General features: G+C 61.0%; 19 protein-coding genes and 1 pseudogene. 4 read left to right on the top strand and 16 right to left on the bottom strand.

Annotation, left to right across the window (positions count from 1 at the left end):
- Positions 1-45: 45 nt before the first annotated feature.
- Together AC50X5_RS09055 and AC50X5_RS09050 are read right to left on the bottom strand one after the other, a co-directional pair.
- A complete protein-coding gene (locus AC50X5_RS09055) occupies positions 46-666 on the bottom strand; it encodes an MBL fold metallo-hydrolase (RefSeq protein ID WP_494975752.1) in 621 nt (206 codons plus the stop codon).
- Positions 666-1,769 (bottom strand): S-(hydroxymethyl)mycothiol dehydrogenase, encoded by a 1,104-nt coding sequence (locus AC50X5_RS09050; RefSeq protein ID WP_494975751.1) that lies wholly within the window; start codon positions 1,767-1,769, stop codon positions 666-668. The genes AC50X5_RS09055 and AC50X5_RS09050 overlap by 1 nt, the downstream gene beginning before the upstream one ends.
- 205 nt (positions 1,770-1,974) lie before the next feature.
- On the opposite strand from AC50X5_RS09050, the pseudogene AC50X5_RS09045 reads away from it, so the two are divergent.
- Positions 1,975-2,940 (top strand): annotated as a pseudogene (locus tag AC50X5_RS09045) (carbohydrate kinase family protein); the annotation flags it as partial.
- 46 nt (positions 2,941-2,986) lie between these two features.
- Here AC50X5_RS09045 and AC50X5_RS09040 read toward each other — a convergent pair.
- The 14 genes from AC50X5_RS09040 to AC50X5_RS08975 all read right to left on the bottom strand — a co-directional run bounded on the left by AC50X5_RS09040 (position 2,987) and on the right by AC50X5_RS08975 (position 19,445).
- Positions 2,987-4,507 carry a glycoside hydrolase family 32 protein gene (locus AC50X5_RS09040; protein ID WP_494975750.1) on the bottom strand — a complete coding sequence of 507 codons (1,521 nt, stop codon included), beginning with the start codon at positions 4,505-4,507 and terminating at the stop codon, positions 2,987-2,989.
- Between the two features lie 25 nt (positions 4,508-4,532).
- Positions 4,533-5,444: a carbohydrate ABC transporter permease gene (locus AC50X5_RS09035; protein WP_494975749.1), complete on the bottom strand. Its 912-nt coding sequence runs from the start codon at positions 5,442-5,444 to the stop codon at positions 4,533-4,535.
- Positions 5,445-5,452: 8 nt separating this feature from the next.
- Positions 5,453-6,382: a carbohydrate ABC transporter permease gene (locus AC50X5_RS09030; protein WP_494975748.1), complete on the bottom strand. Its 930-nt coding sequence runs from the start codon at positions 6,380-6,382 to the stop codon at positions 5,453-5,455.
- Positions 6,379-7,839 carry an extracellular solute-binding protein gene (locus AC50X5_RS09025; protein ID WP_494975747.1) on the bottom strand — a complete coding sequence of 487 codons (1,461 nt, stop codon included), beginning with the start codon at positions 7,837-7,839 and terminating at the stop codon, positions 6,379-6,381. The genes AC50X5_RS09030 and AC50X5_RS09025 overlap by 4 nt, the downstream gene beginning before the upstream one ends.
- Positions 7,840-8,077: 238 nt before the next feature.
- Complete coding sequence (locus AC50X5_RS09020) at positions 8,078-9,121, bottom strand: LacI family DNA-binding transcriptional regulator (protein WP_494975746.1); 1,044 nt, start codon at positions 9,119-9,121, stop codon at positions 8,078-8,080.
- Positions 9,122-9,279: 158 nt separating this feature from the next.
- Positions 9,280-10,311 carry a LacI family DNA-binding transcriptional regulator gene (locus AC50X5_RS09015; RefSeq protein WP_494975745.1) on the bottom strand — a complete coding sequence of 344 codons (1,032 nt, stop codon included), beginning with the start codon at positions 10,309-10,311 and terminating at the stop codon, positions 9,280-9,282.
- A complete protein-coding gene (locus AC50X5_RS09010) occupies positions 10,308-11,219 on the bottom strand; it encodes a carbohydrate ABC transporter permease (protein ID WP_494975744.1) in 912 nt (303 codons plus the stop codon). The genes AC50X5_RS09015 and AC50X5_RS09010 overlap by 4 nt, the downstream gene beginning before the upstream one ends.
- Positions 11,216-12,097, bottom strand: a complete 882-nt coding sequence (locus tag AC50X5_RS09005) for a carbohydrate ABC transporter permease (protein ID WP_494976080.1) — start codon at positions 12,095-12,097, stop codon at positions 11,216-11,218. Before AC50X5_RS09005 ends, AC50X5_RS09010 begins: the two co-directional genes overlap by 4 nt.
- A 70-nt stretch (positions 12,098-12,167) precedes the next feature.
- On the bottom strand, positions 12,168-13,505 hold the full coding sequence (locus AC50X5_RS09000; RefSeq protein WP_494975743.1) for an ABC transporter substrate-binding protein: 1,338 nt from the start codon (positions 13,503-13,505) through the stop codon (positions 12,168-12,170).
- A gap of 53 nt (positions 13,506-13,558) precedes the next feature.
- The gene (locus AC50X5_RS08995) at positions 13,559-15,040 is read right to left on the bottom strand and encodes a family 43 glycosylhydrolase (RefSeq protein ID WP_494975742.1); all 1,482 of its coding nucleotides are present in this window, start codon (positions 15,038-15,040) and stop codon (positions 13,559-13,561) included.
- Between the two features lie 311 nt (positions 15,041-15,351).
- Positions 15,352-16,314 carry a carbohydrate kinase family protein gene (locus AC50X5_RS08990; RefSeq protein WP_494975741.1) on the bottom strand — a complete coding sequence of 321 codons (963 nt, stop codon included), beginning with the start codon at positions 16,312-16,314 and terminating at the stop codon, positions 15,352-15,354.
- 62 nt (positions 16,315-16,376) lie between these two features.
- Complete coding sequence (locus AC50X5_RS08985) at positions 16,377-17,171, bottom strand: ATP-binding cassette domain-containing protein (RefSeq protein ID WP_494975740.1); 795 nt, start codon at positions 17,169-17,171, stop codon at positions 16,377-16,379.
- Positions 17,168-18,214 (bottom strand): ABC transporter permease, encoded by a 1,047-nt coding sequence (locus AC50X5_RS08980; protein WP_494975739.1) that lies wholly within the window; start codon positions 18,212-18,214, stop codon positions 17,168-17,170. Before AC50X5_RS08980 ends, AC50X5_RS08985 begins: the two co-directional genes overlap by 4 nt.
- 112 nt (positions 18,215-18,326) lie before the next feature.
- Positions 18,327-19,445 (bottom strand): substrate-binding domain-containing protein, encoded by a 1,119-nt coding sequence (locus tag AC50X5_RS08975; RefSeq protein ID WP_494975738.1) that lies wholly within the window; start codon positions 19,443-19,445, stop codon positions 18,327-18,329.
- Between the two features lie 166 nt (positions 19,446-19,611).
- Between AC50X5_RS08975 and AC50X5_RS08970 the strand changes: the two genes are divergently transcribed.
- From AC50X5_RS08970 to AC50X5_RS08960, 3 genes are all read left to right on the top strand, one after another.
- On the top strand, positions 19,612-20,610 hold the full coding sequence (locus AC50X5_RS08970; RefSeq protein ID WP_494975737.1) for a LacI family DNA-binding transcriptional regulator: 999 nt from the start codon (positions 19,612-19,614) through the stop codon (positions 20,608-20,610).
- A 58-nt stretch (positions 20,611-20,668) separates the two neighbouring features.
- Positions 20,669-20,962: a putative quinol monooxygenase gene (locus AC50X5_RS08965; protein ID WP_494975736.1), complete on the top strand. Its 294-nt coding sequence runs from the start codon at positions 20,669-20,671 to the stop codon at positions 20,960-20,962.
- A gap of 229 nt (positions 20,963-21,191) precedes the next feature.
- A complete protein-coding gene (locus AC50X5_RS08960) occupies positions 21,192-23,804 on the top strand; it encodes a GH32 C-terminal domain-containing protein (protein ID WP_494975735.1) in 2,613 nt (870 codons plus the stop codon).
- The last annotated feature ends 109 nt before the right edge of the window (positions 23,805-23,913 follow it).

The raw sequence follows: 23,913 nt of genomic DNA, 5'->3' as shown, positions 1-23,913 counted from the left end.
GGCATTCCCGGCGCGCCTTCCGGGCACCCCTTTGTGGATCCGTTGCTACTGCGAAACCTTCGCCAGTGTTTCCTGTTCGGCGCCGATGGTGGTGTTGTCGCCATGCCCGGTGCGGACCACGGTCTCAGCCGGCAGGGGAAGGAGCCGCTCGCGGATGGAGGCCAGGATGGTGGGGTAGTCGCTATAGGACCGGCCGGTGGCACCGGGACCGCCGTTGAAGAGGGTGTCCCCGGTGAATACCGTTCCTTCGCTCTCAAGGTAGAAGCAGGTGGAGCCGGGGGAATGCCCCGGGGTATGGATGGCCTTCAGAATGGCCCCGCCTACCTGGAACTCGTCGCCGTCGCGGTGGTACTGGTCCGGGCGCGTGTCCGGGTAAACCTGCTCCCAGAGGACCAGGTCCTCCTCATTGAGGCAGATGGGAGCCTGAACGGCGTCGGCGACTTCCCGGGCAGCCCCGATGTGGTCGTTGTGGGCGTGGGTGAGCAGGATGGCCAGGACTTTCCGGCCGCGGACCTGGTTGATGATCGCTGCCGCGTCGTGCGGGGAGTCGATGATGACGCATTCCTCATCGTTGCCCACGATCCAGACGTTGTTGTCCACGTCCCAGGTGCCGCCGTCGAGGGAGAACTTGCCCGAGGTGACCAGGTTCTCGATGGTGACGCCCATCAGGAAACCACCGCCGCGGGAAGTTCCACGACCGAGCGCAGAACCTTGCCCTCGTGCATGCGGTCAAAGGCCTCTTCGACCTGGTCGATGGTGATCCGTTCGGTCACGAAGGCGTCCAGGTCCAGGCGGCCCTGCTTGTACAGCTGCACCAGCATGGGGAAATCGCGGGAAGGCAGGCAGTCCCCGTACCAGGAGGACTTCAGCGATCCGCCCCGGCCAAAGACGTCAAGAAGCGGCAGTTCAATCTTCATTTCCGGGTTGGGAACGCCCACCAGCACCACACGGCCGGCAAGATCGCGGGCGTAGAAGGCCTGCTTGTACGTTTCGGGGCGGCCGACGGCGTCAATCACCACGTCCGTACCGTTGCCACCGGTGAAGGCGCGGATGGCCTCGATGGGGTCCTCCTTGCTGGAGTTCACCCCGTGCGTGGCACCTAGGGAGCGGGCCATCTGGATCTTGTTCTCGTCGATGTCCACCGCGATGATCGTGGTGGCGCCGGCCAGCTTGGCGCCGGCGATCGCGGCAATACCGACGCCGCCGCAACCGATCACTGCCACGGACTCGCCGCGCTTGACCTCGCCGGTGTTGATGGCTGCTCCAAGGCCGGCCATCACGCCACAGCCCAGCAGGCCCACGGCGGCAGGATCAACGTCCTCGTCCACCTTGGTGCACTGTCCCGCGGCAACCAGGGTCTTCTCGGCAAACGCGCCGATGCCCAGCGCGGCGGTGAGCTCCGTACCATCCTCCAGCGTCATCTTCTGCGTGGCGTTGTGGGTGTTGAAGCAGTACTGCGGCTGGCCCTTGGCACACGCCCGGCACTGGCCGCAGACGGCGCGCCAGTTCAGGATGACCCGGTCACCCGGAGCCACCTCGGTCACGCCCTCACCTACCGCGCTGACCACACCGGTGGCCTCGTGGCCCAGAAGGATGGGGAAATCATCCGTGATCCCGCCCTGCTTGTAATGCAGGTCAGTGTGGCAGACCCCGCAGGTCAGGATATCCACCAGCGCTTCACCCGGCCCCGGGTCCGGAACCAGGATGGTTTCCACCGTCACCGGAGCGTTCTTCTCCTTGACGACGACTGCTTTGACTCTATGGACCATAAGAGAAGTTCCTTTCCTGGGCCCGCGGGCAGCGGGCAGCGGCGCGGGTAAAGACGTGCGTCTAACTGACAATACGCAGTTATGACTAATTGCGTATTACACAACAAGACGCACATAGCGCGTAATGGCAATATGACAGTGATCACTCGCTGAAGTCAATAGGGCGCCATAGTCCGGCTGATGACGAACTGCCAACCCCGCTTTCTGGCAGAGTATTGCCATGCTGACTGTTATTGGTGAAGGCCTGGTGGATGTTGTCCAGAGCGCATCGGGGAATGAGTCCCACGTCGGAGGCAGCCCCCTGAATGTCGCTGTCGGGCTGGCACGGTTGGACCATCCGGTGCAGTTCCTGGGCCGCTATGGCCGCGACGCATACGGCGACGCCGTGGTGGCACACCTGCGCAGCAGTTCCGTGATGGTTCCGCTGGCGCCGGATGAACTCCCTACCAGCGTGGCCACCGCCGTATTGGACGACGACGGCGCCGCCACCTATACGTTCGACCTCGCCTGGGAACTTCCCGGACTCGTGCAGCGGCTGCCGCTCCTGCTGCAGGGCACCACCCTGCTGCACACCGGATCGATCGCCACCATGCTGGCGCCGGGCGCCGCAGAGGTGCTTGCCGCCGTCGAATATGCTCATCCTTCTGCCACGATCGGTTTCGACCCCAACTGCCGCCCCAGCATCATCACCGATGTGGCTTATGCGCGGGAACAGGCGGAAAAGTTTGTGGCGCTGGCAGATGTCGTGAAGGCTTCCGATGAGGATCTTGAGTGGCTCTATCCCGGCGTTGACCCGCTGGATTCGGCTCGGCGCTGGCTGTCCCTGGGTGCGTCTGTTGGCCCGTCCATAGTGGTGGTGACCCGTGGGGCGCAGGGACCCTGGGGAATCTGTACCGCAGGGGAGGCACAAGTGCCGGCCCCGTCCGTAGAGGTGGCGGACACTGTTGGTGCAGGAGATTCCTTCATGGCCGCTCTGTTGTCCGGCGTGGTGGACCGCGAACTGGACAGTGCGCAGAACCGCGACGAGTTGCGTGCCGTGCCGGCGGAGGTTCTGGCCGCGCTGCTGGAGCATGCCGCCAGAGCCGCAGCCGTCACCGTCTCGCGGCCCGGTGCCAACCCGCCGAGCCGCGCAGAACTGAACTCCGTCGCCCCGCCCGGCACGACGAAGTGATAACGGGCGGCCTAGCTTGCCGGCGGTAGTACATTCCCGGTGCGGTTCAGGCGTAGGTAGTGACGGTCAGTTCCTCCACAATGGCATTGCCGCCCACCGCGTAAAGTGACAGGTTTGTGCTTGAGGGCGCCGGGAAAATCAGTTCGGTCAGGGTGACTCGGCCTTTCTGAGCGAATACTTCGATTGAGCAGCGGTCCACGTAGATGGTGAGATCGTAGGAGTCGCCGTTCCCGGGGATGGGTGCAGTCTCTGCGGAGGCGAAGGCTTCGTGGAAATCGGTCCGGCCTGATTTACGCCGGTCCACGACGATGCGCCCCTGATGCGGTTTGATGCCAATGCGGGTTCCTTCGTCCCTGCTTCCGCGCACGATCAATCCGAATTCTTCTGCGGTCCCGGGTGTGAAGGTTCCCCGGATGACCTGTACCGTCCCTGCAGCGTCGGCCAGGATGTGTTGGCCCTCGGTTATTTCCTCCGCTTTGAGGGTGACCGAGCTGATGAGCTCCGGGAGTGCGCTGGCATCAGCTGCCACTTCCTGCACCAGGACCGTGTTTCCGTTCAGGCTCTGCAGGGTTACTTCCCGGGCCAGCGACATGGGGCTCCGCCAGGGGCGGCTGGGTATTTCGTTGGCGTAGTCCCAGTTGTTCATCCACCCGATCATGAGGCGCCGGCCGTTCGGTGCGTCGTTGAAGGAGACGGTGGCATAGTAGTCCCGTCCCCAGTCGAGCCACTGATAGTCAAATAACCGGGACGGGCCCTGGTCACCTTCGGTGATGGTGCTGTCTGAGGTGAAGGTGCTTCCGTCGAAGTCTCCGACGAAGTACTGTCCGGCCGATCCCTTGTTGGGCCCGCCGGGGTTGAGGTTGACGACCAGGACCCACTTCACGTTGTGGGTGTCCCCATCGACAAGCAGCGGGAAGAGGTCGGGGCATTCCCAGATGCCCCCGGTGGCGTTGGCTGGACCAAAGGTGCTGAGCAGTTCCCAGCTTTTCAGGTCCTGTGACTTGTAGAGGACCACCTGGTAATGGGTTGCTTCGACTGCCACCATGACCCAGTAACTGCCCGCGGCGCCGTCATACCGGAACACCTTGGGGTCCCTGAAATTAGCTGATCCGCGGTTCAGGACGGGATTGTTGGAGTATTTGGTCCAGGTATATCCACCGTCGATGCTGTAGGCCAATGATTGCGCCTGTATCCCCGGATGTGCGGACAATGATGTGTAGGCGCTGGTGTAGACGGCCACCAGCGGCGCCGCGGATCCGGTACCGAACCCGCTGGAATTATGCCTGTCGTAGACAACACTGCCGGAGAAAATCTCTTCGTTCTCGTCGAATGAAATGGCCAAGGGCTGCTCGGTCCAGGTCAGCAGATCGGTGGAGGTGGCGTGTCCCCAGGACATGTTGCCCCACACGTTGTCCAGCGGATTGTTCTGGTAGTAGAGGTGATAAAGGCCGTCATGGTAAATCAAGCCGTTGGGATCGTTAAGCCAGGTGTTTGCTGCGGTGTAGTGCAAGGCCGGGCGGTAGATGTCGGCGCTGGCTTCTGTCTTGTTCGTGGTGAGTATGTCCATGAGGTTCCCTTTTTGGAAGTCTGTGTCATTTGCTGGCGCCGGCCGTGAGGCCTTCGCGCAGGGTGCGTTGGCCGAAGATAAAAACGACCAGCGCAGGAAGCATGGACAGAATCACGCCGGCAAGGACCACGGAGATGCTGCCGGTGCCGAGGTTGCCCTGGAGCGTGACCAAGCCGAGGGGAAGAGTAAAGTTCTGTTCGCTGATGGTGAGGATAAGTGGCCGGAAGAACTCGTTCCAGTGGAAGTTGAAGGCAAGGATTCCGACGATGGCCATGCCGGGGACCGCCAGCGGGGCGTAGACGGAACGGAAGATTCTCCATGGGCCGGCACCATCCAGGGCCGCCGCTTCTGCGAAGTCGTTTGGCAGGCCCAGGAAGTATTGACGCATCAGGAAGGTGCCGAAGGCGGTGGGGATGGCTGGAAGGATCAGGGCCAGCAGGGTGTCGGACAGACCCATCCCGCGAATAAGCATGAACACCGGGACGATGGTGACCTGCACTGGGACCATCATGGTGGCCAGCACCAGCGAGAAGATGGCTTTCTTTCCGCGGAAGTCCAGGCGGGCGAAGGCATAACCGGCCAGCGTGGCGGAGGCCATCTGACCGATGGCAATCAGCCCGGTCACCAGGGCGCTGTTCAGGACCAGCATGCCGATGTTGATTTGTCTGAACACCTCCTGGTAGGCGGTGAAATCAGGATTGATGGGCAGGAACGATGGTGGCAGGTTGAAGGATTCCGACGGCGTACGCAGTGATGTGGACAGGGTCCACAGGACCGGGCCCAGGGTCAGGGCCGCAGCCAGTGTCAAAGCGCCGTACCTGGCGACAGTTCCGGCAGCAGGCAGACGGGGCTTTCGGTAGGGCTTGCGGGTGGTTGGCGTGCCGGTGGTGGAGCCGGAATGCTCGCCGGTCCGGGCGTGCAGGGTTTGGCTGGACATGAGCGACCTCACTGATAAAAGACGAAGCGGCGGCTAAGACGGAATTGCAGGGCGGTGACGGCAAGGATCAGCACGGTGAGCACCAGGCCGATGGCCGAGGCTTCGCCGAACTCCAGTTGCTGGAAGGCGGATTCAAAGATCACCATGACGGCGGTGCGGGTGGAATCTCCGGGACCGCCGTTGGTCAGGACGTAGGGCTGGTCGAAGACCTGCAGGGCGCTGATGATGGCCATGACGGAGGCGACGAGCACTGTGGGACTGATGAGCGGAAGAGTTACGTTGCTGAACTGTTTCCAGCCTGAGGCGCCATCCAGGTTTGCTGCCTCGTGCAGTTCCTTAGGAATGTTGGTCAAGGCGCCGAGGAAGAGCAGGAAGGAGAACCCGAAGTTCTGCCAGACATAGACCAGGACCACGACGGCGCCGGACGCCACGGGACTGGTCAACCAAGGCACTGCCGAGATCCCGATCAGGGACAGGAGCCAGTTCACAACGCCAAACTGCTCGTTGAACATATACCGCATGAAGATGGACACCGACGCGGCGGACAGGACCAACGGAAAGAAAAAGGTGGAGCGGAGAAATACCCTCAGCCAGGACGGCATTCTGGCCTGAAGCATGGAAGCCAGGCAGAGAGCGATGCCCAGTTGAAGGATTACGGCTACGATCACGAACACGATGGTGTTCAGGAAGGACACGCGGACGGTCGGGTCCTGTGCCAGTGAGGCGAAATTGGAGAATCCGACGAACTGGGGCGCTGAAATGATGTCCCAGCGGAAGAAAGCCAGGATCAGCGAGCCGATGATCGGCAGGAACGTGAACAGCGCCATTCCCACCAGTGTGGGGGCCAGGAAAATCATTGCCAGCCGTCGTTCCACGAACGAGCGGCGGGCGGCCGGTGGTTCCACTGTTTGGGGCCGGGCGGTGGAAGTGGTGGTCATGGGTTCCTCCTGAGAGCCAGTTCGAGATCGCGCTGCAGGGTGCCCATCGCAACCCGTACGTCGGCGGAGCTCCCGCTGACAGCGGTGGAAACGTTTTTCATTAGGGCGGTTTCAACTGCGGCCTGTTGTGGCGGCGCCGGGATGGGACCTGAGGTGGGGAACCTGTCCAGGGTGTCGTAGAACACTTTCCAATGCCGGGGCCCGGTGGCCGAGTAAAAGGAATCATTCACCATTGACCGGCGGGTCGGGGTGGTGTTGGGCTTGGGAATGGCCAGTTGCATGGCTTCCCGGCTGGAGCAGAACTTGACCCATTCCCATGCTGCGTCCTTGTTCTTCGCCGTGCGCATGATGGCGTAGCCGGCGGCACCGAACTGATGCCGCTGGGTGCGCCAGCGGGGGAAGAACTGCACATCGAACTGATCGGCGGTCATTCCGGCGTCGTGCAGGCCCTGCGCCCAGTAACCGCCTGCCGGCGTGGTGCCGATACGGTTGTTGCCGAATAGGCCAACCAGGGCGTTGCCGCCGCCAGATTCAGGACGCACGCCCAGTCCTTCGGCAACCAGTTCGCGCAGGTAGTCGAAGGTCTCGATAACGCGCCCGTCTTCCGCGTTGGGAGCCAACCATTGATAACCTCCGCCGCGGGTAGCACGGGCAGGGTCATTCGGATAAAAATGGTCCCAAAGCCAATCCCCGCCGGAAGCCTTGGTTTCCGTCAGGAAGCTGGTGTCGTTGGCATACAGCCATGGCACCACCCCGCCGAAAAGCCGGTTCGTCCAGTAGTACGGGGTGAAGTCGGCAGGCCGGGCCTTCCGCAGCGCGCGCAGGGTGGCACTGAAGTCATCCTGCGTCCAATCATCCTTCGGCCGGTCAAGCCCGGCTTGGGCGAAGGTGGTGGTATTCAAGTACATGTTCGCGGCGTTCCAGTCCAAGGGAAGCTGGTACAGGCTTCCCTGGTACATAAAGGCTTCCAGCAGGCTCGGATGAACGTCGTCGAAGTAATCGCTCATGTCCGCCGCGTCCCTGCGGACATATTCATCCAACGGCTCGGCGAGCTTGTCGGCGAACAGCTGGGCACCCTCGGTGGCAACGTAGACGACATCCGGAGGTGTTCCGGCGGCGACCATGGTGAGAATCTTGGAAAAGAAATCCTTCCAGTCAGCCCCCTGGATGGCCTGCACCTGCACCGGAATATCAGGGTGCGCGGCTGTAAACGCCTGAACCAGACCCTGGCGGGCCGCCGCATCCGCTGACGTTCCAAGGATGGCGACGTTCAGGGCCTTGCTGCCACGGCCCGGGATGTCAGTCCCGATCAATCGTGGCCAGGCTCCCACCGTGGCCCCCGCTACAGCGATGCCGGTAAGGCCCAACAGGGAACGCCGGGTGAGTTGTGAAAGTCCGCTGCTGGACTGCAGCGAATGCAAGGGGACTGGTTGCCCCGGTGTCTTTTCAGACGTCATTGTCGGCTCCTCCTAACACGTGTTAAGTAGATTAGGTGACGAACCTAACACGTGTCAATCACTACATCCGAGGGTTCGTTCAACCCCGGCAATCTGCGGGGTTCAATGAGTGCGGCGGTACGCGGCGTCCGGCAGGGAGACCCCGTGCAGGTTGAATCGTGGCAGACGACTCGACGCGGCCAGGCCGCGCCTGCTGGATGCGGGTTCAGCAGCCAGGTGGTGCAAAGGTCCCGTCTGGTTAGGGGGTCGGGACGGTTGCAGTGGAGGCCCGTTCGATGATCTGGCAGGGCATGTACACCGTTTTCGTTTCGACGTTCCCTGCCGCAGGGGCTTTTCCTTCGACCGCATCCAGCAACATGGAGATGGCCGTCGCTCCGATTTCGGCGTGCGGAAGCGCCACCGTGGTGAGGGCGGGAACAAGGTTGGCGGCGACATGCTGCTGGTCGTCGTAGCCGACCACGGACAGATCCTGCGGTACGCGCAGTCCTGCGGCAGCCGCATACAGCAGAACTCCGGTGGCCACCCGGTCGTTGGAGCAAATGATCGCCGTCGGCTGGTCGCCGCCCTGCAGCACCGCGGCAGCAGCCCGGTACCCTTCATCGATGTCCCAGCCGGTCAGATGGACGCGCTGCTGTTCAGGGCCCAGACCCGCCTCCGCCATGGCCTCGCGGTAACCCTGTTCGCGCTGCGGGGCGGCCGGCGAGGTGAGGGTTCCGGTCAGCAGCGTGATGTGGCGGTGGCCCAGGTCGATGAGGAGCTGTGCCGCGGCGCGTCCACCGTCAACTTCTGCCGGTACAACGGACCGCAGCCCGGACGCCGCATCCGTGCAGTTGGCCAGGATGCCCGGCAGGGTGAGCATCGCTGGCGGGACAGTGACTTCCCGCAACCCACCTGTGGCGTACATAATGCCGTCTACCTGACGGTGCACCAACTGCTGCGCCGCCGTGCCCTCGCGGGACGTGTCATGTTCTGTATCCACAACCAAAACCATGTACCCGCGGGCCAGAGCGGTGCGTGAGGCGCCGCTGATCAGCCGCCCGGCGAAAGGACTGGTGACAATCTCGTCCGTAACGATGCCGATTGTTGATGTCCGTTGGTTGCGAAGGCTGAGGGCCACGGAGTTGGGCGTGTAGTCCAACTCCGCCGCAGCGCGAAGCACGCGCTCCTGGCGTTCCGCGGTGACGTTGCCGCTGGCCCTGCCGTTAAGCACCAGTGACACAGCACTGCGGGACACCCCTGCCCGCCGGGCCACATCCAATGCCGTCGCTTTCCGTTTGATCATGCTCGTCCCCTTGCTGTTCGACTTAGCTTAGCTAACTCGTGTGAGGTTGAGCGATGCTTCTTTGAGCACTTCCGGCAGCCCATTCCCAATGGGATCGGCAGGGCCGGTGCTGACCCGGTAGGGCTAAGCCTCTGCCAGCCGCCAGCCGCGCTGTCCCCTCAAATCGAGAACCGCTGGATAGGCGGGCAGGAGATCATCTGAGTATGAGTCGCGGACATCGCCTCGAGTCCAAGGAGCCGGCGGACGCCGGCTGCACCGAGCTCGTAGTGGGGGAGGGCAACGGTCGAAAGAGGCGGTCGAAGGTGGGCGGCGATGACGTCCTGGTTGTCGAATCCCATGACGGCCATGTCCTCCGGGATACGGAGTCCCCGCTCGCGCAGCCCGTCGTAAAGTCCCATGGCGACCCGGTCGTTGTGGCAGAACACAGCGGTTGCCTGCGAGTCGACGACACCCGCGGTCGCCGCGTAGCCGCCCTCTTGCTCGGGCAACGCCGGGAACACCAACGACTCGTCGTAGTCCAGACCCGCAACTTCAAGTGCCGCGCGATACCCGGCGAGGCGCCCGCTCTGCGCCGGGGACGGCGTCGTCGTGTTGATGAATGCAATGCGGCGATGCCCCGCCGCTAGCAGAGTCTCCGTTGCGGTACGCCCGCCCTGCTCCTCATCCGGCACTACTGCGGGGAGTCCGCTGCCGCCCGCGAAGCAGTCCACGAGCACGGTGTCGGTCTGGTGAAGCGCTTCGGGAACGGTGATCTCGCGGTGATACCAGGTCGAATACAGAATGCCGCGCACCTGGTGCTCGAGCATCATCATGATCGCCTCATCCTCGGCAGCGGTGTTGCCGTCGGTGTTGGCCACGAGCAGCACATAGCCATGCTTCCAGGCCTCGTCCTGCGCCCCATGAATAATCTGGCCGGCGAACGGGGTCGTCGCAATCGCGTCAGCAACAAGGCCGATGAAACGCGACGTGCCTTGCGAGAGTGTCTTGGCCAGGGCATTGGGTCGGTAGCCAAGTTCGGTAACGGCCTCATGCACCCGACGTCGGGCATCGTCACCGATCCGCGCTCCGGGCTTGTTGTTCACTACGTGTGACACTGTCGCCACAGAGACACCGGCGGCCTTGGCAACATCCCGCATGGTGATACCCGAGGTCCCCCGGCCAGGGCTTGTTCCGTGGGCCGTGCTGCTCATCCTTTGGTCGCTCCGCTCTCGAGACCACTAATCATTGCCTTGTTCAGCACCAGGAACACCAGCAAGAGCGGTGTGACTGTGATACACACGGCTGCGAACGTCGCCGTCCAATCAGTATTGCCCATGGCGCCAATGTAGTTTTGCAGACCGAGCGGGATGGTCTTTAATCCGTCCGAGAGCACGAAGGTGTTCGCGAAGATGAAGTCGTTCCAAATGAAGATGCTGTTGACGAGCACGACGGTGATGATGGTGTTCAGGGAGAGCGGGAAAGTAATCTGGGTGAAGATCCGGTACGGTCCGGCGCCGTCAAGCGACGCGGCCTCGTACATTTCCCGCGGGATGTACTCGTAGAACGATGAGAACAGGTACACCGCCATGGGCAGGGCGAAGGCGGCCAGCGGGATGATCATCGAAAGATGCGTGTCCAGCAGCCCCACCTGCGAATAGTCGATGAACAGCGGGACGAGGGCAATCTGCACCGGCACAATGATGCCCAGGAGGAAGAGCGCCCGGACAAGCCCGCTGAAGCGGAAACCGAGCACTTGAAGTGCGAAGGCGGCCATCATGCCCGCTACGACAATCAGCACGCTCGCCCCGAGGGTGACGATCAGGCTGTTGACAATGTTCAGGCCTAGATTTCCCGTTGAAAACGCCCGGGTGTAGTTGTCGAGCGTCCACGCTGATGGCAAGGCGAATGGGTTGCCGCCAGCGAAATCTGCTGCCGTGCGGAAACTGGTCAGTAGCAACCACACGAATGGGTACACCTGCACTAGCACGATCGCGACGATCGTCACCGTCAGGGCAGTTCGCTGCGCCCGCACCCGCGGCAGGTGACGCGGTTTGCCTTTCCGGGGCGGCGACTGGGGTGCAGGTTGCTCCGTGGCGGGCGTGAGCAGTGTAGCGGTCATGACTTGTCCTTTGGACGAAGCAGCAGGAAGATGAGGCCGACGGCGACCAGGCATTCGATGACGATGAACATGGAGATTGCGCTTGCGTACCCGTAGTCGGTATGCACAAACGCCGTCTTGTACATGTAGGTCGTCAGCAGCTCGGACGACTGTCCGGGTCCGCCGTTAGTGAGCAGGTACGGAATGTCGAACCCGCGGAGGGCGAACGTCGTCGCCATGATCGTTGTCGTAATCCAGACTGGTCGGATGTAGGGGAACCGGATGCGCCAGAAGATCTGCCACCAAGACGCGCCGTCCAGGCGCGCGGCTTCCTCGAGGTCGCGGGGCACGGCCATGAGGGCGGCATAGATGATGAGCATGTAGAGACCGGTGAACCTCCACCCTTCCGGGATTGACACGGCAGCGAGGACCGTCTGCACGTTCGAAAGCCATGCCGTCTGCAAGTTGCCCAGTCCGACCCACTCAAGTAGCTGATTGATCAGACCGACAGGTTCGAGTGCGTACAGGCGCTGAAACAAGATAGCGATCGCGACGGTCGAGATGACCGCGGGCAGCAGATACAGGGTCTTTACGAGCTCGCGTGCCCGGGGAAGCGCCGTCAGCAAACCGGCAACGATCAGGGCTCCTCCAAGCTGAAGGACGAGGCAGATCACAAGGTAACCGAGGGCATTACCGAACGCCGTCCAAAAGACGTCGTCCCGCGACAGCATCTTGGCATAGTTGTCGAAGCCGACGAACGACATGTCCGTGATGCCGTCCCAGGAAAACAGGCTGAGGAACAGCGACTGCAGGATCGGCAGCAGTACGGCAACGCCATAAAGCACGAGCGGTGGAAGGAGAAATACCGCCACGGACAGCGCTGACCTGCGGGGAAGCATCGATGTTGACATTGGTTTCCGCCGCTTGGGCGGACGGACGTGTGTCGCGCCCGTCCTGGCCCGGGCGGTTTCAGTCATCGGTGTTCTCCTGCAGGGCGGCGTCCATCGTCGCGACGAACTCGTCCGGTGTGCTGTCGCCCTGGACCAGAAGGGTCAGTTCCTGCTGCAGACGGGTGTTCGTTGCCGGGTCGAGCTGTGTATCCCACGGCATGGCAATCGCCTCGCCCACTTCGTCGGCCTGCTGGATGGAGCCCGCATAAAGATCGGTAGCATCTGCCGGGATCGCGGTTTGGGCCGTTGTGGTCGGGGAGAGAGCACCCGTTGCCGCATAGATTTTCGGGTAGCGCTCGAGAGCGAAAGCGAGGAAATCACGGACCAGCGGGTCGTAGGTCTGCGCGTTGACAGCCATGCCGATGCCTGACGGCGTGACGTATTCGTTGTCTGCGGTCACGGCCCCGTCGATGGTTGGCAGAGTGAAAGTGGCGACCGAGTTCCGAATAGCTGGGTCGAGCGCCTCGGTGGCGAGGTTGCTAAGCTCCCACGTGCCGATGTTGTAAACGGCTGCTTTACCGGAAGTGAACAACGCCTGTGCGTCGGCATAGCCGGTTGAGGAGAAGCCCTCCTGGAAGCAGCCGGACCGGCCGAGTTCGTAAAGCCATTCTGCAGCAGCCTGGCCGGCCGGGTCGGAGAAAGACGCCTTGCCGGTCTTCAGATTCTGAATGTATTCAGGGCCCGCCATGCGGAACGGGTAGTACGCCATGTAACGTTCGAGCGGCCACTGGTCCTGGCCGTCGAGGGCGATCGGTGTGATGCCTTGTTCGCGAAGCGCTGTACACATGGCCGGGAAGTCATCCAACGTAGCGGGTACTTCGACACCGGCGCTCTCGAGCAGCGCAGAGTTGTACCAGAAGAATTCGAGCTGGAACTCGAACGGCACCATATACAGCGAACCGTCATCGAAGCGCTGGTAATCCAGAGCTGCCTTCCGGTACGAGTCTGCAAGCCCGAGGTCCTGCAAAAGTACGTCTACGTCCATCATGCGGCCCTGCTCCGCCAGTTTTTGCGCGAACGGCGTCGCATCGGTATCAAAGAGTTCCGGCAGCTTATTCGCGGCAGCCAGGGTCTCGTACTTTTGGATGTAGGACGGACGATCCGGTGTCGTGATCAGGTTGAGCGCAAAACCTGGGTGGTCTTTAGCGTATTCATCGGCGATCTGCTCCATCACCGTGATGACGCCGCCGTCGGCCGGGCGGGAGAGCAACCACGAGATTTCGCGGGAAACGATCTCGCCCTCCGGATCAACGTCTTTCGGGTCGGTGGTGCTGGCTCCGCCGGCGCATCCCGAGAGTGCGAGTAATGAGGCGGCGACGAAGGCCGTGATGGCTGCGGTTCTCTTAATTGTTGGCATGGTCAGAATCTCCGTTGATTGATCGATCGTGGGTGGGGATGGGGTGGATGGAGTTACGTCGTTGATAGTGAGGTGAGCAATCCGAGCGAGGACGACTCGGGGCGGACATGGTCATCGCTCCTGGAGTAGAGAGAAAACTCCTCAAGGGAAATGGAGCCTTCTCCAACGAATACGCCCAGGCGGCCGGTCGGTCGGTCGTAGAGCCGCGTGCTCAGGACGACGGCATCATCAACCGTGACGATGCAAAGATCGCCATCAGCGATCACTTCCATCTCGTGGGGCCCAGGGGCAAGATGGCAGGGGCGTTCGAGCTCTATCGCGAACGGCACGTCACCTGAAATTTGCCACTGCTCCGTCCCTGTTAAGCTGCGCGGCCAGCGGTCGAAAACCAGACGGTTGCGCTTTGGCTCCAGTCGCAGGACGTAGCTCTCATTACCATCAGCCGTCGCTCGGAGGAGAACGCCGCACTCGCTCGTGTCCGGAGCTATGTCGAAGCGAGCAACAAGCCGGAACGACGACGGGGCGTCAAAAGAGCTCAAAGCGTCCGCGTACCCATCGGAAGCACTCAAAACCCTGCCGACCGGAATCGCAGTCCTCGGGCCCTCGAAAGTCCTGCGCATCTCTTTTGTTGGGTGGAAGGCAAGTGTTCCATCGGTGCGCTGCTCGGCCTCGAGCACGGACATGGTTCCGGCCCACTGCCACGCTCCGGCGTCGTGAGTGCCCTCTCGAGAAGCAATCCAGCCAAAGAAAAAGCGGCGACCATCGCGGGCAGCCGACTTCGCGGCGTAATACGCCCGCCCGTCGAGGCTGTCGTGCTCCGGGACGATCCAGGGGCCGTGCAAGCTGCGGGACATCCGGTAGCGCGTCGTGAAAGATTCGCTGAATTCGGAGTACACGAGATACCACCACCCACCCCACTGGAACACCTCGGGGCATTCGTGGGCGATATATCGCCGCGGGTCCCAGAAGGGCTCAACCGCTTCCCAGCTCGCCAGATCAGACGAGATGCACTGGGCGATGACGCCCCGGCGTCGCTCGGGTCCGTGCGCGTGTCTGGCAGCTATGAGCATCCGCCAGAGGTTGGCTTCCTCGTCCCAAAATACAAATGGATCGCGCCAGTCGGCGGTTTCATAGCCGGCCGTGGCTCCAAAGGTATGGTCCTGGTGCCGGTCCCAGGTGTGCATCCCATCGACGCTCGTGGCATGCATGACGACCTGCAACGGCAGCCCGTCCGTACCGAGACGATCTGGGTTTTGTCCGGTATAAAAAACATGATGCGTCCCGGCAGCATCCAGCACGATACTTCCGGTATAGACGTTGAAATCGTCAGCTGATGTGCCACCCGAGGAGAGTGCTTCACCAGCGTCCTGGAAGTCGACCAGGTTTTCCGTCAGGACACGGTGCCACGGCATGCCAATTTTCGGCGTGAGGCGCGACTCGTGCAGGTACAACAGGTGGAAAATGCCGTTTTCCTGCCACGGAATGACATCTCCGACCCATGCACTGCTCGGCTGGTGGAACCCTCGTTGGTTCATTTGCGCCCTCTCATCAACGGCTGGTTAATCGGTTACGCATTAACTTAGGTGGCTATTTGGGTTTGGTCAAGCGGTTAAGCAACCGAAAATTTTTCTATACCTCAGGAAGCGCCAGTGGGACTATCGCGTGCTTGTAGCAAAAGACAGGCAGCTCCGGGCAGACAGCATCTGGCGCGGCCGGGACGGTACCTTTACGTGAAAGTGCCCCGGGAGCACTCATGCCTTCGAACGAGTTCGCGAACTACCGCGATCTCATCGTCTCGGCCTTGGCAGAGGTTAACGTTGGGCAGGCACACGTGAAGCTCCCCTCTTTAGGAGACGGCGCACAGCGGGGTTGGAGACTCAGGCTCGATCCCCTTCACAAGTTCTTCCAGGGTTGGTGGCGTCGCTCCTCGGCGCCGTACGGTGATGGCGGCGGCCACAGCTGCAGTGTTTCCCAACTGCTCCATGACGGCCGGGGCAAAACCGTCGGTAGCTCTGGTGAGAAGGCCCAGAATCAATGCTGACATGTAGGAGTCACCCGCGCCGATGGTGTCAGCAACTTTCGACTTCACGGCAGGAACGCTGATGCTTACGGTGGGTGTGGTGAATAGGGAGCCCCGAGCACCTCGGGTGATGACGGTCAGCCCGGTGCCGAGTCTGAGGATGTGGGTTGCGATTTCATCGAGTCCCTTCCTGGGGTACAGCCACCAGGCATCTTCGTCGCTTAGTTTGACGACATCAGTTAGCGGCACCAGCTCTTCGAAGACGGTCCTCGCTTCGGCCTGACTGCCGAGCAGGGACGGTCTGATGTTGGGGTCATAGGTGATCACGCACTGTTGGTGCGCCTGGTCGAGTAGTGACCTTACGGCACCGGCGCCGGGCATAAGGAAGGTAGCGATGGATCCGGTGTGCAATATCTTCGGGAAGTAGGTTGGGGCTGTTAGGAGAAGGTTCCAGACAAGATCGAAGTCGTACCGGGCGGAGCCATCCTTTTCAAGGGTGGCCTTAGCAGTCGATGTTCGGTTGAGGAATTTAGATCCTGGCAGGAGTTCTACCCCCGCGCTGCGGAGGTGATTTTCTATGGCCTCTCCCCGAGCATCCGGACCGATCGCCGTGAGCAGACCTGTTGTCACCCCGAGGCGGCCCAGCCCGTAGGCGACGTTGGCCGGCGAGCCGCCTGGGTGTTCCACAGTCCCGTGGGCCGATGTGACTACGTCCATAAGCGCTTCGCCTACAACAAGGACGTCGAGCGGAATCTGCATGCCACGCTGTGTTGGTTTGAGGAAATTCATGGTCTGTCTTTCGTGACGTCTGGTAGGAAAGCATTGCCTGCCCTGGATCGGGGCAGCGGTCCTCAGGCAGTCGCCGCGCCGGTCATGATCGCAACTGCGTCGGTCATCGTGTGGGATTGCGGGGTGATGGTGGCCGCGCACTTGCCGAGGCGCTGAATGTGAATCCTGTCAGCTACGTCAAAAACATGAGGCATGTTGTGGCTGATCAGGACAACAGGCAATCCGCGGTCCCGGAGGTCCCGGACCAATTGCAGGACCTGGTTGGATTCCCGAACGCCGAGTGCCGCCGTCGGCTCATCCAGCACGACAACCTTGGAACCGAACGCCGCGGCGCGGGCTACGGCGACGGCCTGGCGCTGGCCGCCGGAAAGGTTTTCCACCGGAACAGTAACGTCCTGGAGGGTGGAGATGCCCAGGCGGGTGAGCTCCTCCTTGGCTTTGCGTCGCATTCCTTTGGTGTCGAGAACACGGAAGATGTCACCCAAGAATCCGGGGACCCTTTCTTCCCTGCCGAGGAAAAGGTTGGAAGCCACGTCCAATGCGGGTGAAACCGCAAGGTTTTGGTAGACGGTTTCTATACCGTGAGCGCGGGCGTCCTGAGGGCGCTTAAAGTGGACCGTCTTGCCCGATATGGTCAGTTCGCCGGAGTCGGGGATCTCTGCGCCGGTGAGGCATTTAATCAGGGTGGATTTGCCTGCACCGTTGTCACCGATGATCGCCAGGACTTCGCCGGGGTAGAGATCAAGGCTGACGCCGTCCAACCCCACGACGCGGCCGAAGGTCTTGACCAGGTTCCGGGCCTTAAGGATGGGCTGGCGGACTTGGGATTCAACCGGCTCTGGGTGGGTCGTCGTCATGATTTCACCTTTCGGATCCACTGGTCGATGGAGACAGCGAGGATGATGAGGACGCCCACGGCAAGGGTCTGGTAGAGCACGTCCAGACCTGCGAGGGAGAGTCCATTGCGGAAGACGCCGACGATCAGGGCGCCGAGCAGGGTACCCCAGACTGAGCCGCGGCCACCGAAGAGGCTGGTCCCGCCAATAACAACGGCGGTAATGGAATCAAGATTCAAATCGACTCCGGCGTTGGGGCTGGCGGCGTTGGTCCGGCCTATCTGGATCCAGGCGCCGATGGCCAGGACAGCGCCGGCGGCGAGATACACGCTCATGAGGACTTTATTTACGGCAATGCCGGCGAGGCGGGCCGCTTCCTTGTCATCGCCTACGGCGTAGACGTGCCGTCCCCAGGCGGTTTTGCCGAGGATGAACGCGATGGCTATGTAGAGAGCGAGCATCACGACGACGCCGGTCGAGATCCGGACAGGGCCCACCGGGAAGGTGTTTCCAGTCCAGGTTAGAAGGGCAGGCATATCCGAGCCCCGCACCGTAGTTCCGTTGGAGTAGAGCAATGTAAGTGCAACGAAGATGTTCAGCGTACCGAGGGTGACGATGAACGGGGGAAGTCGGAATCGAGTAACCAAAAACCCGTTAAGGGCCCCGGCGGCAAGCCCTGTAATCAGGCCTGCAAGCAGTGCGGCGGGCGCCGGGGCGCCGTTATTGACAGCGAGTTGCGCCACGACCATGGACGAAAGAATCATGACCGCCCCAACAGACAGGTCGATGCCTGCCGTGAGGATGATGAGGGTCTGGGCGATGGCAAGGGTGCCGACGACGGAAACCTGCTGGGTAATCAGTGAAAGGTTCTCAACACGCAAGAACCTGTCGTTGAGTAAGCCGAAAACCACCACCGCGATGAGGAGTACGAGGGCAGGGCTGACGGCGGGGTAGCGATGGAGGATGTTGCGTAGTCGGCTCAGTGGAGTCTGGCGGTCTAGAAACTCTTCCGCCAAGTCGGTTTGCCCGACGCTGGGCGGGCCGGCGGTCTGTTGCTGGGTCACGATTAGTCCTGATCTTCAGTAACGGTTGCTAGATCGGAGCTAGCTGAATTTAGGGGAATGCCGGGAGGCCATTGGCCTCCCGGCCTTCCCGACGAGCAGTGAAGCTGAGAGGCTACTTTCCCCAGCAGATGTCAGACGCTTCGGTGGTGGTGATGCTCTTGATACCGTCAACAGGCTTGTCAGTGACGAGTTCGACACCGGTGTTGTAGAAGTCCAGGCCTTCGGAATTAGCCGGCTTGTCACCGCTCTTGGCCAGGTCGACAATCGCCTTGACGCCGAGTTCGGCCATCTTCACGGGGTACTGCTGGGCGGTGGCTCCGATGACGCCGGACTTCACGTTGTTAACACCTGTGCATCCGCCGTCGATCGAGACGACCAGCACGTCCTTGTCTTTGCCTGCTGATTTCAGTGCCTCGAACGCTCCGGCGGCGGCGGGCTCATTAATCGTGTAGACGACGTTGATGTCGGGGCTGCTGGACAGAAGGGTTTCCATTGCTGTCCTACCGCCGTCCTCGGCGCCCTGAGAAGCCTGGTTGCCCACAATCTGGTATTCCCCGCCTTTGCCACCGGTGTATTTGCCGGTTTTGGCCTCGTCACCGTTCTTCTTCGGATCGGCTATGTCGATGCCCAGACCTGTCAGGAATCCCTGGTCACGGTTGTAGTCCACGGAGACCACTTTGTCGTCAAAGAGATCCACCAGGGCAATAGTCGCTTTTTTGCCGTCCAGTTGGGCAGCGGTCCATTTACCGATCAGCTCGCCGGCGGCGAAGTTATCAGTGGCGAAGGTGATGTCGGCGGCGTCAGCGGGGTCTGGCGGGGTGTCCAGGGCAATAACGAACAGGCCGGCGTCCCGTGCCTTCTTCAGTGCGTCCACCACGGATGGGCCGTTGGGAGTGATCAGGATGCCTTTGTCGCCCTTGGAGATGGCGTTCTCGATGGCTTGGATTTGGGTGTCCTCGTCGCCGTCGGCCTTGCCGGCGGCGAGCTTGAGGTCTACTCCGCCGGCCTCGGCGGCTTTCTTCGCACCGTCCTGCATGGAGACGAAGAACGGGTTGGTAGTTGTTTTCACGATGAGGGATACGCCGACCTTTTCGCCCGGGCTGCCCTCGTTTGCTCCCGGGGCTGCCGGACTTCCTCCGCATGCGGCAAGGCTGAGCGTTCCGAGGGTCAGGGCTGCTCCTGCAGCGAAAACGCGGAACGCGCTTGAGAAGGGTGCTTCGGAACTCAACATTGAATCTCCTGGGATTTGAAAGTTTGTCAGCGTGTAGACAACGATGTCATCAGCGATGTAAGCAGCATCACAGGTTAGAGTCAATAGGAAACAACCAAGAGGAGCGACAAAGTTGACAACGATGTCTAATCGTTACCAGGCGGCACTTTCGCCTACCAGACCTACCATGCGCCACGTTGCTGCCCTTGCCGGCGTCGGCATAAAGACGGTCTCCAGGGTGATTAACGAGGAGTCCGGGGTTTCAGAGGCAACACGACAAAAGGTGCTCGACGCCTCCCGGCAGCTTAATTACCATCTGGACGTTACGGCGGGCAGCCTCCGCAGGGCGGGCAGGAGGACTCTCTCCGTCGGCCTGTTACTTCCAAGCGTTTCGAACCCGTTCAGCGGGGAAATCCACCGCGCGATGGAAGATGCCCTTGGCGCCAGGGGCATAGCTGTTTTTGCAGCGAGTCTCGACGATGATCCCCAGCGTGAGGAAGCCATTATCGCCGCATTTCTTGGCCGGCGCGTTGATGGTCTGGTCCTGACGCCCATCGCCAAGAACCAGGCCTACACGATCCCCGAACATTCCCGGGACCTGCCGTTGGTATTCATCGACCGCGAGCCGGTTGGGGTGGAGGCGGACGCGGTAGTCACGGACAACGCAGTAGGGGCCTCCAAAGCTGCCGCCCACCTTCTAGCGCACGGCCATAAAAAGATTGCTTATCTTGGCGACCGGACCGATATCCAGACCGCTAGAGAACGCCGTCGTGGCTTCGTGGAGGAAATCGGCCGGGCGGGCATTCCCGCGTCCGCCATTACCGTCCGCGAGAACCTGCATGATGAGGAATCGGCGAGACGGGCGGCACTGGAGCTGCTCAGCTCTGAAGAGCCTCCAACCGCCCTCTTTTCCAGCCAGAACCTCGTGACTTTCGGAACCATGCGGGCGTTAAAGGAACTGGACCTGAATAAGCAGGTTGCCCTGGTGGGGTTTGACGACTTCACGCTTGCCGAAATGATGGATCCCGGTGTGACAGTTATCGCCCAGCACCCCAATCTGATAGGGGCGCTCACGGCTGAAAGGCTGCTGGCCAGAATTGATGGCGACACTCAGCCGGCGCGCACTTATATTGTTCCTTCCGATCTGATACCGCGGGGTTCGGGAGAGCTCCGTCCGCCTGCTTGACCAGGCAGCGAAACCTGCTGCACCCATTGTTGAACCCGTTGGACCGAAAGGGACCACCATGACCAAGACCCTGTATGCCGAGTTCACCGTCAAACCCGGCAGCGAGGAGCGTGTTGCCGAGATGATGCTCGAACTGACCGAACACGTTCGTAAGGAACCAGGTAACGAACTGTTCCTTCCCTACACCCGACAAGAAAACCCCCGGCAGTATTTTGTCTTCGAGGTCTATCGGGATGATGCGGCGTTTCAGGAACACATCAGCGCAGACTACGGTGCCACCTTCAATAAGGAACTTTCCGAGCACATCGAAGGTGACGCCTCGGAGCTGACATGGCTTCGGATTGTCGAGTAACCCCAGCAAAACTCGGCGCGACAGGTCCGCACCCGGCTTTCCGATAGCTAAAGCGCACGCTGGCGTACCCCTCTGGCCTACAGGTTTACTGGCTGACTTAGGTCTCGCCCAAGGGCCGGTCCTCTTGGCAAGTAGTGACCCATTGACTTGTCCGGTAGACATCTTTTACATTCCTTCGCATTGACAACGTTGTCTATGGCGCACGCGCAACGAAGGGCGAAGCAACCAAATGAAGAAATCTACCCAACACAGGACGAATGGCGTTTCTATCCTGACATTGGCCGGCCTGTCGCTGGCCGCTGCACTGGCTGGTGCTCTGCCGGCCTCAGCTGTTCCCCTCGGGGAGGAGCAGTACCGGCCAGCTGTCCACTACACTCCGAAAAAGAACTGGATGAACGACCCCAACGGAATGGTTTTCCACAAGGGCGTCTATCACCTGTACTACCAGCACAACCCTTCCGGCAACACGTGGGGAAACATGTCGTGGGGCCACGCCACGTCCAAAGATCTTGTTCACTGGGAAGAGCAACCGCTGGCGATTTCCACCGACACTGAGGAAGATGTCTTCTCCGGCAGCATTGTTGTCGACACGAACAATACTTCGGGTTTCGGTACCACGGAGAAGCCGGCCCTGGTTGCTGTCTATACCAGCGCGTACAAGGAGTCCTCCCCGCAAGGCGGTCTGCAAGCCCAGTCCCTGGCCTACAGCGTCGATGATGGACAAACGTGGACAAAGTACGAGCAGAATCCGGTCCTTAACCGGAACTCAGCAAACTTCCGCGATCCAAAGGTGTTCTGGTACGACAACCCGGCCGGGGGTAGCTACTGGGTCATGACCGCGGTGGAAGCCCAGGAACACAAAGTCGTCCTGTACAAATCCGGCAACCTCAAGGACTGGACTGCTCTGAGCGAATTCGGCCCCGCCAACGCAACAGGCGGTCTCTGGGAATGCCCGGACCTGTTCCCACTCGCAGTTGACGGTGACCCCAACAACGTCAAGTGGGTCATGGTGGTCAACATCAACCCCGGCGGCGTGGCCGGAGGCTCCGCAGGGCAATACTTCGTCGGGAACTTCGACGGCACCACGTTTACTTCGGAAACCACGGAAGCGGCCGCAAGCCTGCCATCCGGAAACGTGCTGGCCGGTTTCAACGACGGGACCTACAACGGCTGGAACGTGAAAAATGAACAGGGCAACTGGAAAAACGGTCCCTTCGGCGACGTGCCCGCATCGGGGGCTCTTCCTGGCCAGACACCTGTGACAGGCTTTGCCGGGACAGGGCTGATTAACTCCTTCAATGATGGGGACTGGCCGCTTGGCATTGCTGAATCGCCATCCTTCACTGTCTCGGACGACTACATCAACTTCCTGGTCGGCGGCGGAAAACACCCCAGGGTATCGGACAAGCTGGATAACACCCCGCCTGCCGGCCAATTGATGTTCGAGGGCTTCGAAGTCCCGGACGGATCAACGTTGCAACACGCGGGATGGACGGGCACTGGAGACCTCACACCGGGTTGGCAACCCGCTACCAGTGGTGGAGACTTCTTCATTGGGACCAAGCGGATCAATACTTTCGAGACCGGGGTTAGCCCCGGTGATGACCGGCAAGGGACACTTACCTCTCCTGAGTTTGCCATCACCGCCGAGCACATCAGCATGCTCGTTGGTGGCGGCAGTCGGGGTGCAGAGTCAGGGCAAGTACTTGAAGCCCAACTCCTGGTCGGAGGTCAGGTCGTACGCACCTTGTCGGGCAACAACGCAGGAGCCCTGAACTGGAAGGGCTGGGACGTATCAGAGTTCGTCGGCCAAGATGCTCAACTGAGGATTGTGGACCAAGCGACCGGAGGCTGGGGCCACCTGACCCTTGACCATGTTGTGCAGAGCGACACAGCCACCGTTCCCCGTTCTGATGAAGAGACCGTCAACCTCGTCGTGGACGGGCAAGTTGTCCGGTCTTCCACTGGTAACAACAGCGAAACCCTTGACTGGGCCTCGTGGGACGTCAAAGAATTTGCAGGACGACAAGCCACCATCAGGGTAGTAGACAACAACCGGTTCGGGTGGGGCCATATCCTGGCTGATGAATTCATTGCCTCGCCCAGTCCTGCCGAACCGCGGCTCGAATCCTACGATTGGCTGGACTACGGACGCGATTACTACGCGGCAGTATCCTTCGCCAACATGCCCGAAGACAAGCGGGTAATGCTGGGGTGGATGAACAACTGGGACTACGCCAATGACATACCCACCAACCCGTGGCGCAGCGCCATGTCCCTGCCACGCCAAGTAAAACTGACGCAAACCCCTGAGGGTCCTCGACTCACCCAAAGCGTCGTGAAGCAGGTTGACAAGCTTGCACAAAAGCCAAGCTACTCGACCAAAAAGGGCAGCCAGATCCCAGAGGGGACCACTCCGCTTCCAGCATCTACAGCCGGGCAGGTCCAGCAGGTAGACATCACCTTCGCACCAGGAACGGCCAGGAAATCCGGCATAACGGTCCTGGGCGATGGAACGTCCTCAACAGTCATAGGCTACGACGCCACAACCCAAAAAATCTTCGTCGACCGCAGGAACTCCGGTAACACCGCTTTTCATCCGGCATTCCCGTCTATTGAAGATGCGCCCGTCGACTTGGACAAAGATGGAAATGTGACCATGCGGATCTACCTTGACCGCTCATCCGTAGAGGTTTTCGCACAAGACGGCCTCCGCACCATCACCGACCAGGTATTTCCGAACCCAGGGGCTGACAAAATGACTCTCTTCGCAGATGGAGGAACCGCTCAGCTCAAAGCCCTGACGGTAACACCGTTGGAGAAGGCAATGTTCCTCCCCTAGACGACGGAGAGGTGACCGCATCCAATGTGGTCAACCCCGGTATCCATGCCGTCACGAATCAACCCTGAGCTGCACAGTTCTCCCGGGCTAGTGACAGCTGCCCACGTGT

The sequence above is a fragment of the Pseudarthrobacter sp. MDT1-40-2 genome (assembly GCF_059383595.1).
This window is presented reverse-complemented; position numbering and strand designations above follow the sequence as displayed.

What these genes read in the sequence shown, in the direction of transcription:
- AC50X5_RS09025 (WP_494975747.1), bottom strand. Translation starts at nt 7,839, where the DNA reads ATGACGTCTGAAAAGACACCGGGGCAACCAGTCCCCTTGCATTCGCTG.
- AC50X5_RS08990 (WP_494975741.1), bottom strand. Translation starts at nt 16,314, where the DNA reads ATGAATTTCCTCAAACCAACACAGCGTGGCATGCAGATTCCGCTCGAC.
- AC50X5_RS09000 (WP_494975743.1), bottom strand. Translation starts at nt 13,505, where the DNA reads ATGCCAACAATTAAGAGAACCGCAGCCATCACGGCCTTCGTCGCCGCC.
- AC50X5_RS08985 (WP_494975740.1), bottom strand. Translation starts at nt 17,171, where the DNA reads ATGACGACGACCCACCCAGAGCCGGTTGAATCCCAAGTCCGCCAGCCC.
- AC50X5_RS08970 (WP_494975737.1), top strand. Translation starts at nt 19,612, where the DNA reads ATGCGCCACGTTGCTGCCCTTGCCGGCGTCGGCATAAAGACGGTCTCC.
- AC50X5_RS08965 (WP_494975736.1), top strand. Translation starts at nt 20,669, where the DNA reads ATGACCAAGACCCTGTATGCCGAGTTCACCGTCAAACCCGGCAGCGAG.
- AC50X5_RS09015 (WP_494975745.1), bottom strand. Translation starts at nt 10,311, where the DNA reads ATGAGCAGCACGGCCCACGGAACAAGCCCTGGCCGGGGGACCTCGGGT.
- AC50X5_RS09040 (WP_494975750.1), bottom strand. Translation starts at nt 4,507, where the DNA reads ATGGACATACTCACCACGAACAAGACAGAAGCCAGCGCCGACATCTAC.
- AC50X5_RS09055 (WP_494975752.1), bottom strand. Translation starts at nt 666, where the DNA reads ATGGGCGTCACCATCGAGAACCTGGTCACCTCGGGCAAGTTCTCCCTC.
- AC50X5_RS08975 (WP_494975738.1), bottom strand. Translation starts at nt 19,445, where the DNA reads ATGTTGAGTTCCGAAGCACCCTTCTCAAGCGCGTTCCGCGTTTTCGCT.
- AC50X5_RS09005 (WP_494976080.1), bottom strand. Translation starts at nt 12,097, where the DNA reads ATGCTTCCCCGCAGGTCAGCGCTGTCCGTGGCGGTATTTCTCCTTCCA.
- AC50X5_RS08960 (WP_494975735.1), top strand. Translation starts at nt 21,192, where the DNA reads ATGAAGAAATCTACCCAACACAGGACGAATGGCGTTTCTATCCTGACA.
- AC50X5_RS09030 (WP_494975748.1), bottom strand. Translation starts at nt 6,382, where the DNA reads ATGACCACCACTTCCACCGCCCGGCCCCAAACAGTGGAACCACCGGCC.
- AC50X5_RS08995 (WP_494975742.1), bottom strand. Translation starts at nt 15,040, where the DNA reads ATGAACCAACGAGGGTTCCACCAGCCGAGCAGTGCATGGGTCGGAGAT.
- AC50X5_RS09010 (WP_494975744.1), bottom strand. Translation starts at nt 11,219, where the DNA reads ATGACCGCTACACTGCTCACGCCCGCCACGGAGCAACCTGCACCCCAG.
- AC50X5_RS09020 (WP_494975746.1), bottom strand. Translation starts at nt 9,121, where the DNA reads ATGATCAAACGGAAAGCGACGGCATTGGATGTGGCCCGGCGGGCAGGG.
- AC50X5_RS09035 (WP_494975749.1), bottom strand. Translation starts at nt 5,444, where the DNA reads ATGTCCAGCCAAACCCTGCACGCCCGGACCGGCGAGCATTCCGGCTCC.
- AC50X5_RS09050 (WP_494975751.1), bottom strand. Translation starts at nt 1,769, where the DNA reads ATGGTCCATAGAGTCAAAGCAGTCGTCGTCAAGGAGAAGAACGCTCCG.